The 13,329-nt window shown below is 59.9% G+C and carries 11 protein-coding genes; 6 read left to right on the forward strand and 5 right to left on the reverse strand.

Annotation, left to right across the window (positions count from 1 at the left end; translation table 11 throughout):
- Positions 1-220: 220 nt before the first annotated feature.
- Positions 221-1,570 carry a Na+/H+ antiporter NhaA gene (gene nhaA, locus DGA31_RS08710; protein WP_109512260.1) on the forward strand — a complete coding sequence of 450 codons (1,350 nt, stop codon included), beginning with the start codon at positions 221-223 and terminating at the stop codon, positions 1,568-1,570.
- Positions 1,571-1,611: 41 nt separating this feature from the next.
- Here the strand turns inward: nhaA and DGA31_RS08715 are convergent, their stop codons facing one another.
- The gene (locus tag DGA31_RS08715) at positions 1,612-3,030 is read right to left on the reverse strand and encodes an FAD-binding oxidoreductase (protein ID WP_109512261.1); all 1,419 of its coding nucleotides are present in this window, start codon (positions 3,028-3,030) and stop codon (positions 1,612-1,614) included.
- A 46-nt stretch (positions 3,031-3,076) separates the two neighbouring features.
- Positions 3,077-4,408: an MFS transporter gene (locus DGA31_RS08720; RefSeq protein WP_109512262.1), complete on the reverse strand. Its 1,332-nt coding sequence runs from the start codon at positions 4,406-4,408 to the stop codon at positions 3,077-3,079.
- Between the two features lie 423 nt (positions 4,409-4,831).
- Here DGA31_RS08720 and DGA31_RS08725 point away from each other — a divergent pair, with 423 nt between their 5' ends.
- From DGA31_RS08725 to DGA31_RS08740, 4 genes are all read left to right on the forward strand, one after another.
- A complete protein-coding gene (locus DGA31_RS08725) occupies positions 4,832-5,188 on the forward strand; it encodes a hypothetical protein (RefSeq protein ID WP_109512263.1) in 357 nt (118 codons plus the stop codon).
- The gene (locus DGA31_RS08730; RefSeq protein WP_109512264.1) at positions 5,185-6,159 is read left to right on the forward strand and encodes a tripartite tricarboxylate transporter substrate binding protein; all 975 of its coding nucleotides are present in this window, start codon (positions 5,185-5,187) and stop codon (positions 6,157-6,159) included. The genes DGA31_RS08725 and DGA31_RS08730 overlap by 4 nt, the downstream gene beginning before the upstream one ends.
- 64 nt (positions 6,160-6,223) lie before the next feature.
- The gene (locus tag DGA31_RS08735; protein WP_109512265.1) at positions 6,224-6,715 is read left to right on the forward strand and encodes a tripartite tricarboxylate transporter TctB family protein; all 492 of its coding nucleotides are present in this window, start codon (positions 6,224-6,226) and stop codon (positions 6,713-6,715) included.
- Between the two features lie 11 nt (positions 6,716-6,726).
- Entirely contained in the window at positions 6,727-8,247 is a 1,521-nt protein-coding gene (locus DGA31_RS08740) for a tripartite tricarboxylate transporter permease (RefSeq protein ID WP_109512266.1), read from the forward strand.
- Positions 8,248-8,381: 134 nt separating this feature from the next.
- On the opposite strand, the gene DGA31_RS08745 is transcribed toward DGA31_RS08740, so the two are convergent.
- The 3 genes from DGA31_RS08745 to DGA31_RS08755 form a co-directional block, all read right to left on the reverse strand.
- Positions 8,382-9,749 carry a glutamine synthetase family protein gene (locus tag DGA31_RS08745; protein ID WP_109512267.1) on the reverse strand — a complete coding sequence of 456 codons (1,368 nt, stop codon included), beginning with the start codon at positions 9,747-9,749 and terminating at the stop codon, positions 8,382-8,384.
- A 53-nt stretch (positions 9,750-9,802) separates the two neighbouring features.
- Positions 9,803-11,203, reverse strand: a complete 1,401-nt coding sequence (locus tag DGA31_RS08750) for an aspartate aminotransferase family protein (RefSeq protein ID WP_109512432.1) — start codon at positions 11,201-11,203, stop codon at positions 9,803-9,805.
- 182 nt (positions 11,204-11,385) lie between these two features.
- Positions 11,386-12,171: an SDR family NAD(P)-dependent oxidoreductase gene (locus tag DGA31_RS08755; protein WP_109512268.1), complete on the reverse strand. Its 786-nt coding sequence runs from the start codon at positions 12,169-12,171 to the stop codon at positions 11,386-11,388.
- 95 nt (positions 12,172-12,266) lie between these two features.
- Here DGA31_RS08755 and DGA31_RS08760 point away from each other — a divergent pair, with 95 nt between their 5' ends.
- Positions 12,267-13,172 carry a LysR family transcriptional regulator gene (locus DGA31_RS08760; protein ID WP_109512269.1) on the forward strand — a complete coding sequence of 302 codons (906 nt, stop codon included), beginning with the start codon at positions 12,267-12,269 and terminating at the stop codon, positions 13,170-13,172.
- Positions 13,173-13,329 lie beyond the last annotated feature (157 nt).

Raw genomic sequence — 13,329 nt, forward strand, 5'->3', positions numbered from 1 at the left:
ATGGCCATCAGGTGCATCTGCTTACAGGCAATCTGTGTGCGGGCACACGCTGTCGCACGCCAACCGGGTACTTTCGGGTCGTCAGGCACAGGGCGCAGACCCAGGCTGGCCATTTGCATCTGACTCGTCAGATTCTTATCATCCCCCCGGGCGCGCCGTGCATGAGGCACGGCGCAGGTTAACGCTCAAGCGTTGGTCGGGCCGCCAACGGAGAGTCACCGTGACTGAAAAAAATCCTGCTTCGCCTTCCATTCCCCGTCCACAGGTTCTGACCGAACGTGCGCTGTCTGCACTGGACCGGTTCTCGCACATTGAAGCAGTCAGCGGCATTGCGCTGCTGCTTGCCGCCCTGGTCGCCCTGATCTGGGCCAACAGCCCGGTCGCCGACTCGTACGAGCATTTCTGGAACACCCAGGTGACCCTCGGACTGGGCGACTTCAGTGTCTCGCGCTCGCTGCACTTTCTGGTCAACGATGGCTTGATGACGATTTTCTTTCTGGTGGTCGGTGCCGAGATCCGTCAGGAGATCAAGGACGGTGCCCTGGCCAACATGAAGCTGGCGACCCTGCCGCTGGGGGCGGCACTGGGCGGAGTGATGATGCCGGCCATCCTTTACACACTGCTCAACCACGCCACCGAGGCCCGTGCCGGCTGGGCGGTTCCGACCGCAACCGACATCGCCTTTGCCGTGGGGGTGCTGGCTTTGCTGGGCAAATCGATCCCCAGTGGCGTGCGCATCCTGTTACTGGCCCTGGCAATCATCGATGACATTGTCGCCATCCTGATCATCGCGATTTTCTACACCGCCAGCCTCGATTACCTGGGGCTGGTCGTGGCCCTGGGTGGCCTGGCGCTGGTGCTGATCCTGCAACGCATGGGCATAGGCAAGGCGTACGCCTATGTGGTGCCAGGCGCCATCGTCTGGTTCGGCCTGCTGAAAACCGGTGTTCACCCGACCCTGGCCGGGGTGATTCTCGGCCTGATGACGCCGGTCTATTCACGACCGGCAACCGAACGTCCGCTGGACACCATCGGCCGCACTTTCAACGAACTGTTGGAGCGCTTTTCCCAAGCCAGGGACAACCCGCAGGCGGTCGTGGAGCCCCTCAATCAGTTGCGCCACGCCCAGCGAGAAGTGCTGCCACCGGTACAGCGCGTGCAGATCGGCCTGCACCGCTGGGTGGCGTTCGGGGTCATGCCGCTGTTTGCACTGGCCAATGCCGGGGTCAGTTTCTCGGGCGCCAGCCTCGACCAGGCCTTGTCCCAGAGCGTGTTCATGGGCGTGGTCCTGGCCCTGGTGCTGGGCAAACCGCTGGGTGTGATGCTGGCCAGCCTGGCGCTGGTAAAGCTGAATATCTGCACCCTGCCCGATGGCGTGACCTGGCGTGGCGTCGGCCTGGTGGGGCTGCTGGCCGGTATCGGCTTCACCATGTCGATTTTCATCGCCTCGCTGGCATTTTCCGATCCGGCCTTGCTGGCGGCCGCCAAGCTCAGCGTGCTGGCGGCCTCGTCCATTGCCGCCGTGATCGGGCTGGCCTGGGGCAAAGTGACCTTTGGCAAAAAGACCTGAAGGTCACGGTCCCCCTGCAGCGGCGTGGCTAAAGGGCACCTCTAAAGCACCTTGCCGGGGTTCATCAACCCGCTCGGGTCCAGCGCCTGCTTGAGGGTTCGCATCAGCTCCAGTTCCAGAGGCGACTTGTAGCGCAGTGCGGCCTCACGCTTGGCCTGGCCCAGGCCATGCTCGGCGCTGATGCTGCCGGCAAAGGCCACCGTGGCCTGGTAGATGACGTGCATGATCGCCTCGGCCTGTGCCTTGAAAGCGGCGTCCTCGCTGCCGACCGGCTTGCTGATGTTGTAATGCAGGTTGCCATCGCCCACATGGCCATAGGCGACAATCCGCACGCCCGGAAAAGCCTGCTGCAGCTTGAGGTCGGTGGCCTCGATAAACGCCGGGATGCAACTGACCGGGATGCTGATGTCGTGCTTGAGACTTGGGCCTTCATGGTTCTGGGCCTCCGAGATGCCTTCGCGCAGCGCCCACAAAGCCGCCACTTGCGTCTCGTTGCTGGCCACCACCGCGTCAAGCACCTCGCCGTGTTCGAACGCTTCGCCCAGACTGCTCTCCAGCATGTCTGCCAGCGCCGCCTCCACCAGGGTGTCGCTCAGCTCGATCAACGCATACCAGGGATGCTGTTCCTTGAACGGGTCGCTGCAACCGTGCACATGTTGCAGGACGAACTCCACGCTCTGGCGTGACATCAGTTCAAACCCGGTGAGGCGGTCACCACACTGGGTGCGCATGCGCCCGATCAGGTCGACCGCCGCCTGTGGGCTGGGCAACGCCACCCAGGCGGTGGTCAGGCTGCGTACGGCGGGATACAGCTTGAGCACCGCTGCGGTGATGATGCCCAAGGTGCCTTCGGAGCCGATGAACAGGTGCTTGAGGTCATAGCCGGTGTTGTCCTTGCGCAAGCCGCGCAAGCCTTCCCATACCCGCCCGTCGGCCAGCACCACTTCCAGCCCCAGGGTCAGGTCGCGCATGTTGCCGTAGCGCAGCACCGCTGTACCGCCGGCATTGGTCGCCAGGTTGCCGCCCACCGTGCAACTGCCCTCTGCGCCCAGGGACAACGGAAACAGCCGCCCGACCTCGGCCGCCGCTTCCTGCAGACGCTGCAGGATCACCCCGGCCTCGACGGTGATGGTTTCATTGGCCTGATCGATTTCCCGGATTGCAGTCATCCGTGTCAGTGACAGCACCACCTGGGTGCCGGAATCGTCCGGGATCGAGCCGCCACACAATCCGGTATTGCCGCCCTGCGGCACCAGCGCCACCCCGGCCTCGCGGCACAGGCGCACCACGTCGGCCACCTCGGCGGTGCTGGCTGGCCGCACGACCAGGGCGGCCTTGCCACGATAGGCATTGCGCCAGTCACTCAGGTAGCTCTGCATGCGCTCGGCATCGCTGATCAGGCCGGCCGGTCCGACCACCTGCTCCAGCGCCTGCAGCAGGGTTTCACTCAATTGACTCATGACATGCTCCTTCTTGGGGTTGGCAGGGCAGACCAGACCGGCGCGATCAGCCGGTAGCAGGCACCCGTACTGGCTCATCAAGATCGATCCGATCAATACGGCCTACGACAACCAGGTAGAAAAATATGGCCAGCAAGGCATTGGCCGCGACGTAGACCAGGGCTGCGTCGAACGAGCCGGTGCTGCTGACCAGATAGCCGACGACAATGGGCGTGGTAATGGCCGCCACATTGCCGAAGGTATTGAACAGGCCGCCCGAGAGGCCAATGATCTGGCGTGGCGAGGTGTCGGCCACCAGGGTCCAGCCATTGGAGCCGAAGCCCTTGCCGAAAAAGGCCAGGACCATCAGGCCGATCACGGTGGCATTGCTCTGGGCATAGATGCACAGCACCATGCTGCTCGACAGCAACAGTCCGCAGACGATGGGCAGCTTGCGCGCCAGGGTCAGTGAATAGCCGCGACGCAGCAGGCCATCCGAGACCAGGCCACCCAGCACGCCCCCCACAAAACCGCTGATCGCCGGCAACGCGGTGTACAGGCCTGCGGTCAGGATGGTCATGCCGCGGGCCTGGACCAGGTAGACCGGAAACCACATCAGGAAAAAATAGGTGATGGCGTTGTTGCAGTACTGGCCCAGGTACAGGCCGATCAGGGTGCGATGGCTGAGCAGCAGCTTGAAGTGGCGCCACGGCATACCGCCTGTTGCGCCGGCGCGCGGTTCCATTTCAATCAGCGCCCCGCCCGACTCAATGTAATTGAACTCGGCCTCACCAAGGGCCGGGTGCTCACGCGGTCCCAGAATCGTCCTGAACCACAGGACGCTGAGCAGCAGGCCGAAACCGCCCAGTACGATGAACACGTATTGCCAACCCAGCGCCTGGACGACCCAGCCCATCAGGGGGGCGAAAATGGCCGTCGCGCAATATTGCGCCGAGCTGGAAATCGCCGTGGCCGTGGCGCGCTCGGCGCTGGGGAACCAGGCCGCGATGATCCGGGCATTGCCCGGAAAGCAAGGCGCACCGGCAAAACCGACGGCCATGCGCAACAGAAACAGGCTGACGATCGTCCAGGTCAGGGGCAAGACCCCGACGACGCCTTGCAGCAAGGTGAACAGCGACCAGCTGAACAAGGCAATGCCATACACCCGGCGGGCCCCGAAGCGGTCGCACAACCAGCCGCCGGGAATCTGGCCGATCACATAGGCCCAGCCGAATGCCGAGAAAATATAACCCAGGGTCAGTGCATCGATCCCCAGGTCCGCCTGCAAGGCGGAACCGGCAATCGACAGGCTGGAACGATCAGCGAAGGTGACCGAGGTGACGAGAAACAGCATCAGCAGGATCGAGTAACGCACTCGCCCTGGTTTAAGTGCAGGCATCTGAGTTGATCTTCCAATGATCGAACAAGCCTGACGCGATTTGGCCGCCATAGCGGAGCGTCAGGCGTACCCATGACTCCCGAGGCGCGAGCGCTGCGTGCATGACATTGCCCTGTTTTTTATTTTGCTGACCGAAAGCCCGTGTGGTCTGCCTTGGGTGCAGACGGCTTCAGTCGCCTTGTTCGGGCAAGTTATCGTACAACCAAAGAAAAGCATAATTTAATTTGCCGGGTTGTCCTGCTGTCGGGCAATTCCCTTTCACCTGAGCCAGACCAGTACAGGCTGGACTCACAAGGCTCTGGCCATACAAAACCAAGGGCTTTTCTCTACCGATTACAGATTGACAGCAATGAGTCTGCTTGGTAAAAAATGCCCAAGTCATACGACAACATATGACAGATTATAATAATAATTGAGGCTCAGATGATGACGACCCTCCGTGCGCACCCGCTTTCCCCTGCCCGACCGCCACGCGCCATTGCAGCCCGATCGGCCTGCTACCCCTTACAGAACAGGATGTTCGGCGTTTTGCCTTTTTCTCGCAACGCCGGGCTTAGCGACAGTGCAATGGCCAACGCCGGTTCATTGATCGACTGCCAGACCCTGTTCTTTGACATTTCCCACTTCAACCTCATGGCCCTCAAGCCTTTGGGCCGCTCGCATGTGCCCTTCAGGAATAGCGGTGATCTGCCAGCAGATCAGCATTTCGACATAGACGGTTACAACTTTAACAACCCCGTTAGCTCGATCAGTTTTCATACCCCCGGAGTATCCCAATGATAAAAACAATTCGCGCCTCTCTCCTCTCGGCCCTGGTCGGCATGGGGGCTGTCACCTCACACAATGTCGCCCTTGCAGCAGACGTCAAATGGCCAACCCGCCCCGTGCAGGTGGTGGTGATCGCCAACCCGGGCGGTGACACTGACTTCAACGCCCGCATGATGGCCAAGTATTTCAACAAGATCACCGGCAAGAACATGGTGGTCACCAACGTCGCTGGCGGCGGTGGCACCCTGGCCGCCGAGCAGGTCAAAAGCGCAGCTGCCGACGGCAACACCATTCTCTTTACCCACCCGGGGCAGTTGATCGTCAACGAAGTCGCAGGCTTGTCCGAAGACAGCTATGAAGCCTTCGACGTGGCCTGCATTGCCGGCGTCGACAAGGGCGCCGTCTTCGTGGCCTCTACCCAGTCGGGGATCAAGGACGTCAAGGACCTGATCGCCAAGGCCAAGGCCAAGCCGGAAAGCATTACCTATGGCACCGAGATGGGTAACTTCTCCCATATCCAGGGCTTGATGTTCGAAAAAATCACCGGCGTCAAACTGAAGATGGTCGATGCCGGCACGGTGTCGGAAAAAGTCGTGGCCTTGCTGGGCGCACGCATTGACCTGGGTGCCATCAGCTACGGTTCTGTGCAGGACTATGTCAACGGCAAGCAGATGGTCGCATTGGGCCAGCCCAACAACGAGCGTAACGCCATGCTCGGCGATATCCCGACCTTCAAGGAACAAGGTGTCGACTTCACCATCGACAAGCCTTATGTCGTGGCCTTTCCGAAAGGCACTGACGCGGCGATCGTCGGCAAGATGGCCGACATCATGAAGCAGATCACCGAAATGCCCGAGTACGCCGAGGAGCTGAAGAAATTCAAGCAGCCAGTCGCTTACTACGGCACCGAGGACTCCAAACAGATCCTGGCCAAGACCCGCGAGGACTTCATGCAATTCAAGGACGTTTTGCGCAAGAAGTAACACCTGAAGCGGGCTGGCCCGAGCGCCAGCCCGCTTTGCCTGGCTTATATCCCGAGGTTTCCCGATGGCTACCTGCAAGAAAAAAGAGCTGATTATCGGCGGTGTCATGCTCGGCACCGCACTCGGTTATCTGCTGATGACACTCAAACTACCGGGGCACTCCGGCATTGATGCGGCCTTCGTTCCAGGCCTGTTGGCAGGCATGCTCTGCCTGCTGGCTGTGATTCAGCTGTTCGGTGCCTTCGCGACCCCGCAAGCGCCAGCCGATGATGTCCCGCATGTCGACACCGAGGACACGGGCAGCGCGATTGATGTGAAGACCGTGGTCAAGACCCTGGCCTTGATCGTGGGCTACATCGCCCTGATGAACCCGGTCGGCTTTCCGATCATGACCGCCGTCTATCTGTACCTGCAGTTCATGGTCCTGACCCCGGCCGACCAGAAGGTGCCGCACCTCACTTATGTCGTCATTGCCGTGATCACCTCGGCTGTCATTTACCTGTTATTCCGCGAGGCCTTCGATTTGATGCTGCCCGCCGGCCTGACCAACTTTTAGGAGTATCAAGCATGCTCGATTTGTTGCAGCAAGGCTTCGGTGCCGTCTTCTCGATCAATATCCTGCTGCTGATGGCCATCGGCGTGGCCGTAGGCATCGTCTTTGGCGCCGTGCCCGGCCTGTCGGCGACCATGGCTGTCGCGCTGTGCCTGCCGCTGACCTTCACCATGGGTCCTCAGGCGGGGCTCTCACTGCTGGTCGCACTGTTTATCGGCGCCACCTCGGGCGGCCTGATTTCGGCGATCTTGCTGAAGATACCCGGCACGCCCTCCTCGATTGCCACGGTGTTCGACGGCGGGCCACTGATGGAACAGGGGCACGGCGTCAAGGCGCTCGGCGTTGGCATTGTGTTCTCGTTCCTGGGCACCCTGTTCAGCATTGCCGCCCTGATGTCCATCGCCCCGCAACTGGCCAAGGTCGCCCTGCGCTTCGGCCCGCATGAATACTTTGCCATTGCCGTGTTTTCCCTGACCCTGATTGCCACGCTGTCGGCCGGCTCCATGGCCAAGGGGCTGTTCGCCGGTGCTCTGGGCTTTGCGGTGTCCACCGTAGGGATCGCGCCGGTGGAAGCGATTCGCCGCTTTACGTTCGGCCTGCCCGAACTGAACGGCGGTTTTTCGATGCTGACGGTGATGATCGGCATGTTTGCCGTGGCTGAAATCATCAAGCTGGCCGAGAACGGCCGCTTTGCCAAACAAGGCAAGGCGCAATCGGTCAGCATGAAGAACATCAAGGGCTTCGGTTTTTCGATCAAGGAGTTTCGCGAACAACTGCCCAACGCGTTTCGCTCGGGCCTGATCGGCCTGGGGATCGGTATCCTGCCGGGCATTGGTGCGGGCACCTCGAACCTGGTGGCCTACATCATCGCCAAGAAACGCGCCAAGGACCCGGAATCGTATGGCAAGGGCAACATTGGTGGGGTTGTCGCCAGTGAGACCGCCAACAACGCCGGTATCGGCGGTGCGATGATGCCGTTGATGACGCTGGGCATTCCAGGTGACACCGTCACCGCGATCATGCTGGGCGGTTTCCTGATTCATGGCATCCAGCCAGGCCCCTTGCTGTTCATCAGCCAGGGTCCGCTGGTCTACACCATCTTCGCGGCACTGATCGTCGCCACGTTCATGATGCTGTTCATGGAGTTCTACGGCCTGCGCCTGTTCATCAAGCTGCTGGATGTGCCCAAGCACATTCTGCTGCCGATCATCCTGGTGCTGTGTGTCGTGGGGGCCTTTGGCTTGTCCAGCCGCCTGTTCGATGTCTGGTCGATCTTGCTGTTTGGTGTGCTGGGGTATGGTTTCGTCAAGGCCGGCATGCCGGCGGCGCCGTTCATCATCGGCTTTATTCTCGGGCCGATGGCTGAAACCAACCTGCGCCGCGGCCTGATGCTGTCGGACGGCAACTTCATGGCTTTCCTGTCGAACCCTATCGCAGCCTCGTTCCTCGGCCTGGCGTTGGCGTTTATCGTCTGGCAGGTGTACAGCGCCATGCGCCCGAAAAAGAGTGCGATCGACGAGATACTGCGGACCTGAGGCATGAAGATTCGGGACCTGTAGAAACGCTTACGCATGATGCATAAAAAACTCGCTGATTCAGCGAGTTTTTTTATGGTTCAGAAGCCGCTGACGTCAGCAGTCCATCCCACGTCATGCTGACAGACCAGCATTCAGGCGTGAGCAAGGTACCAGCGCCAGTCCTGCTCTGTGACTTCAGCATTGAATGTACGCAACTCGCGCCACTTGATCGCCAGGAACACCTTCAGGAATTCAGCGCCCAGCGCCTCGCGTGCCCACGTCGAACGTTGCAGCGCCTGTAATGCGGTAAGCCAGTCGGTGGGTAGAAAGTCGGTCGCTTGCTCATAGCCATTGCCTTCAGTTGCCGCGCCCGGATCGCTTTGATGAGTGATGCCGTGGTGAATGCCTGCCAGTACGGCGGCAGCGGCGAGATAGGGGTTGGCATCGGCACCGCAAATGCGGTGCTCGATGTGCCGGCTTATCGCGGGGCCGCCGGGCACACGCAACGACACCGTACGATTGTTGACGCCCCAGCTTTTGGCCAGGGGCGCGTAACTGCCGGCCTGGAACCTGCGGTATGAATTGGCATGGGGGCAGAATATCGCCAGCGAGTCCAACAAGGTGGCCATCATCCCGCCAATGGAGTGACGCAACAGCGGCGTACCCTGGGGGTCATCGCTCGCATACAGGTTGTTACCCTGCGCGTCGGCCAGACTCACATGCAAATGCAGGCCGCTACCGGCCTGATCGCCGAATGGCTTGGCCATGAAACATGCTTGCAGCCCGTGTCTGTTGGCCACTCCTTTGACCAGGCGCTTGTAACGTACGCCTTCATCAATGGCCTGGAGTGCGTCGAAACGATGCTCCAGCGTCAGCTCGAACTGGCCTGGCGCATACTCGGAGATTGCCGTACGCACGGGTAACCCCTGGACGGCGCAGGCCGCGTAGAGGTCATCAAGAAACGGTTGGTACTGCTCCAGTTCGTACACGCCATACACCTGCGGGGCAACAGGGCGTACGCCATTGGCTTGCAACGCCGGCTGCGGCCGACCGTTGGCGTCGCGCTGCCGGTCCAGCAAGTAGAACTCCAACTCAACCGCCATCACCGGATGGAAACCATCGGCTTTGAGCCGCTCGATGGCCTGCACCAGTACATGGCGCGGGTCGGCCGGCGCAGCGGGCATCCCTTGGGTCGGATGCATGCTGACCTGCACTTGACCGGTGGGGCTGCTGCGCCAGGGTTGCAGGGTCAGGCTGCCCGGCAAGGGGTACGTCCAGCAATCCGCGTCAGCGACATCCCAGACCAGGCCGGTGTCGTCTACGTCCTCGCCCTGCACGGTCAGGGCAAGGATGGAGCTTGGCAGGGGCCGACCATGCTCATAGATCGCCAGTAGCTCGTCACGATGCAACAGCTTGCCTCGTGGAACACCATTGGCATCGATCAGGAATAACTCGATGCTCAGAACTTCAGGGTGAGCGGCCAGAAAATCCTGGGCCTCTTTTTTATCAGCATATTGCATGTCACACCTCTTGGCGCTCATTCAAACGGATTGGCATTCGAGAATCGTGGCGTTCATGAAGGCATGACCCGCGCCCCGGGAATGGCAAGCAACGTGGTGAGCGCGTTATCCAGCTCAGCGATCAGCCTGTCGATATCGGCCTCACTTGTCTGTGGGCAGCACAGGGTCATGTTGTGAAAAGGCGTGATCAGGATGCCGCGATTGATCAGGTACAGGTGCAGGGCCATTTGCAGGCTGTCATGAAAGGCCGCCTCGGCCTGGGCGCCGGTTCTGGGCGAGGTGGCACAGAATTGAAACTCACAGCGAGCCCCCAACTCGGTGACAGACCAACCCAGTTGGTGGCGTTTGAACAAGGCTCGAAATCCGTGCGCCAGTCTTGAGGCCAGGGGCAGCATGTGCTGGTAGGCCGATTCGGTCATGACCTCTTCGAGGCTGACGCGCATGCAACGCATCGCCAGCGCATTGGCGGACAGCGTCGTTCCCATGCCGCTGTGCCCATGCCCGCCCCCCGCTTCGCTGATGGTTTTCTGCACGTCGCGCATGGCCAGGGCAACCTGCTCGGTCACACCAAACACCGCGCAAGGTATGCCTCCCGCGATGGGTTTACCCACCACGAAAAAGTCGGGTTTCAAATCCCATTGGCGGGTGCATCCACCCAGGCCAGTGGAAATGGTATGGGTCTCATCAATGACCAGCAGGCTGCCGTATTTGAGGGTCAACTCTCGGCACTTCTGCATGAACCCCGGATCGGGCAGCACCATGCCGATGTTCGTCATCGCCGGCTCGCACATCAGCGCGCACACATCGCCCTGGGCTAAAGCAGTCTCCAGTGCGTCCACATCGTTGAACGGGATCGATCGACTGTATTGAGTCAAGTCGTAGGCCTGGCCCACAAGACCTGCACGGGGCACTGTTTTGCCGTCGCGGTAGCGCACCATGACGTCATCCACAGTACCGTGATAGCAGCCGTCGAACACCAGCAAGACGTTGCGTTTGGTAATCGCGCGCGCCCAGCGCAACACATAACGGTTGGCGTCCGTCGCAGTGGCGGTCACCTGCCAGTAAGGCAGCCCGAATCGCTCAGCCAGCAACTCGCCGCAGACCACCGCGTCTTCGCCGGGCAGCATCGTGGTCAAGCCAATATTCGCCTGCTCGGCTATTGCGCGAGCAACAGGATCAGGTGAATGACCAAACATCGTGCCGGTGTCGCCCAGGCAAAAATCTATGTACTCATGACCGTCAACATCGGTGAAGCGCGCCCCTTTGGCACGCTGGACGAAGAGTGGCGAAGGCATGGACCAATCGCTCATCCAGTGCATGGGCACACCGTTGAACAGATTCGCCCTGGCGCGTTTGGCAAGCCCTATTGACGTTGGGTTGTTTTCTATAAAACGAGCACGCTCGGCGGCGGTAAAAGCAGCAATCGCTGATTCACTAATTCCACTTTTCGACATGATCAACACCCTATGTAAATTACAAAAATCAGTTAAAATCCGTGCCGCTCAGAGAGAAACTATCCAACACCGCATTGATGCTTGTCGGCGCCTGACGGATGCATTGATACGGTACGGCGAACTTACCCATTCTTCGAAACATCGCGCTTTTATAGCGCGCAGTGACAGGCCCATTCTTGACGTCAGGCGTGAGGGGATTTGTTCTCGACCAGACAATTCCCGCCATCCACCACCAGGACTTCACCGGTGATGTAACTGGCGTCAGGCGACGCCAGAAATGCAACCGCCGCCGCCACTTCGCGGGGGTTGCCCGCGCGTCCAATCGGGGTAAAACGCCCCGCCTCTGTTTCAGCCGGCGTGGTGGAGCCGGTGGTGATCCATCCCGGAGCCACGCTGTTTACGGTAATTCCCTGCCTGGCGACTTCAAGTGCAAGCCCCATGTTCATACCCACCATCGCGGCCTTGGCGGCGCTATAAGCGGCTTCACCAGGATTGCTGCACCGGGTGCCCGTGGTGGAACTGATATTGACAATGCGCCCGTAACTTCTCGCCTTCATACCAGGCAAAACAGCGCGGGTCAGAAGAAACGCCGTGGTCAAATTTCTGGCCAGTGAAAGATTCCACTCATGCAGTTCCATCGTTGCCAATTCCGAGAAAACCTCAGGGCTTCCTTGCATGGCCATACCGGCGTTATTTACCAGAATATCGACCCGCCCCCAGACTGACTCTGCCCATAGGCCGAATTCACGCACCTGACTTTCATCAGTGAGGTCAGCGGGTCGGCCTTCAACGTCGAACCCTTCAGCGCGCAGCGCTTTCACCCGATCCAGAATACGAGCGCTGCTCGCAGTGATGATCAACTTCACTCCGGATGCACCTAGCCTGCGAGCGATGGCCATTCCGATCCCGGCTTCACTTCCGGCACCGCTGACGAGTGCAACATGCCCTCTAAATTGCGTATCCAACATGGTGTGCCCACGTATTTAATTTGAAAGAGAGTAGAAACTAGGCGAATAAACCTGATACATAAAGACGATCATCATCAGAAAATTTGACAACACCTATGGCGTTTACCAGTGAGTCACTTAAAATTTTCCTCTCGGTCATCGACAGCGGATCCTTTTCGGCGGCGGCGCGAAAATTAGGCCGGGTCCCCTCGGCCATCAACATGGCGGTGTCGCAGCTTGAAGCCGAGCTGGATTTGTTGCTGTTTGACCGATCAACCCGCAAAGCTATTCCTACGCCTGCCGCCAAGGCACTCGAGCCCCAGGCACGACAGGTCGCCAGCCAACTGAACCTGCTGGACGCCCATGCGCTGCAGCTTCATCAGGGGTTGGAAGAGCGCTTGGTCCTTGCGATGGCGCCGGAGTTGCAAACAGGCATCTGGAATCGTCCGCTGTCCGTTATCGCCAGGGAATTTCCCACGCTTGAAATCGAAATTCGCTCCGCGTCCCATCCGGAGGCAATGCGCATGCTCCATGAAGGGCGTGTGCAATTGGCGCTTGGGTTCGAACGACCAGGGCTTGACGAGCGCGAGACATTTCTTGAGGCGGGGAGCCAATTGTTAATCGCGGTTGCTGCTCCAGATCACCCCGCGGCCGCCGGTAAAGAAAGCCCTTTGAGTGAGGAGCAACTGGTCAACGTTCGGCAGATCATCGTCGCTACCGGAGGACCTGCAGACTCTGACCCACGTGTTGTGCTGTCGCGGCGGATTTGGCACAGCGACAATTATCTGGCCACGCTGGACCTGGTGCAGCAAGGATTGGGTTGGGCTTATCTTCCAAAATCGCTGGTACACCCTCTCATCATGTCAGGCGCCTTGACGGAGGTGGTGTTTGACTACATGCCGAGTCAGATGCGGCTATGGGTCGATATCATCTGGGTAAAAAACCGGCCCCTGGGACTGGGCGCGCTTCGTTATCTGAGCCTGATACGCGAAATTGCGGAGGGAGAGCCTCGTCGTATTTGATGAGTAAAAGTGCACATTGAGGCTGGCGGCGGGGTCCAGATGCGGCCCGACGGTTGGCTCACAAGAGCGACTTTCGTCATCCATCACGCAGCCATCGCCAAGTGCGATGGCCTCCTCACTAATGCCTTCTAGATGCCTGTGCTTCCCCGCCCATCAA

This window comes from Pseudomonas ovata (assembly GCF_003131185.1).
In the GTDB taxonomy this organism is placed as follows: Bacteria; Pseudomonadota; Gammaproteobacteria; order Pseudomonadales; family Pseudomonadaceae; genus Aquipseudomonas; species Aquipseudomonas ovata.

Excerpts from the sequence above, each read along its gene's own strand:
- DGA31_RS08715 (WP_109512261.1), bottom strand. The coding sequence starts at position 3,030 with ATGAGTCAATTGAGTGAAACCCTGCTGCAGGCGCTGGAGCAGGTGGTC.
- DGA31_RS08720 (WP_109512262.1), bottom strand. The coding sequence starts at position 4,408 with ATGCCTGCACTTAAACCAGGGCGAGTGCGTTACTCGATCCTGCTGATG.
- DGA31_RS08725 (WP_109512263.1), top strand. The coding sequence starts at position 4,832 with ATGATGACGACCCTCCGTGCGCACCCGCTTTCCCCTGCCCGACCGCCA.
- DGA31_RS08730 (WP_109512264.1), top strand. The coding sequence starts at position 5,185 with ATGATAAAAACAATTCGCGCCTCTCTCCTCTCGGCCCTGGTCGGCATG.
- DGA31_RS08735 (WP_109512265.1), top strand. The coding sequence starts at position 6,224 with ATGGCTACCTGCAAGAAAAAAGAGCTGATTATCGGCGGTGTCATGCTC.
- DGA31_RS08740 (WP_109512266.1), top strand. The coding sequence starts at position 6,727 with ATGCTCGATTTGTTGCAGCAAGGCTTCGGTGCCGTCTTCTCGATCAAT.
- DGA31_RS08745 (WP_109512267.1), bottom strand. The coding sequence starts at position 9,749 with ATGCAATATGCTGATAAAAAAGAGGCCCAGGATTTTCTGGCCGCTCAC.
- DGA31_RS08750 (WP_109512432.1), bottom strand. The coding sequence starts at position 11,203 with ATGTCGAAAAGTGGAATTAGTGAATCAGCGATTGCTGCTTTTACCGCC.
- DGA31_RS08755 (WP_109512268.1), bottom strand. The coding sequence starts at position 12,171 with ATGTTGGATACGCAATTTAGAGGGCATGTTGCACTCGTCAGCGGTGCC.
- DGA31_RS08760 (WP_109512269.1), top strand. The coding sequence starts at position 12,267 with ATGGCGTTTACCAGTGAGTCACTTAAAATTTTCCTCTCGGTCATCGAC.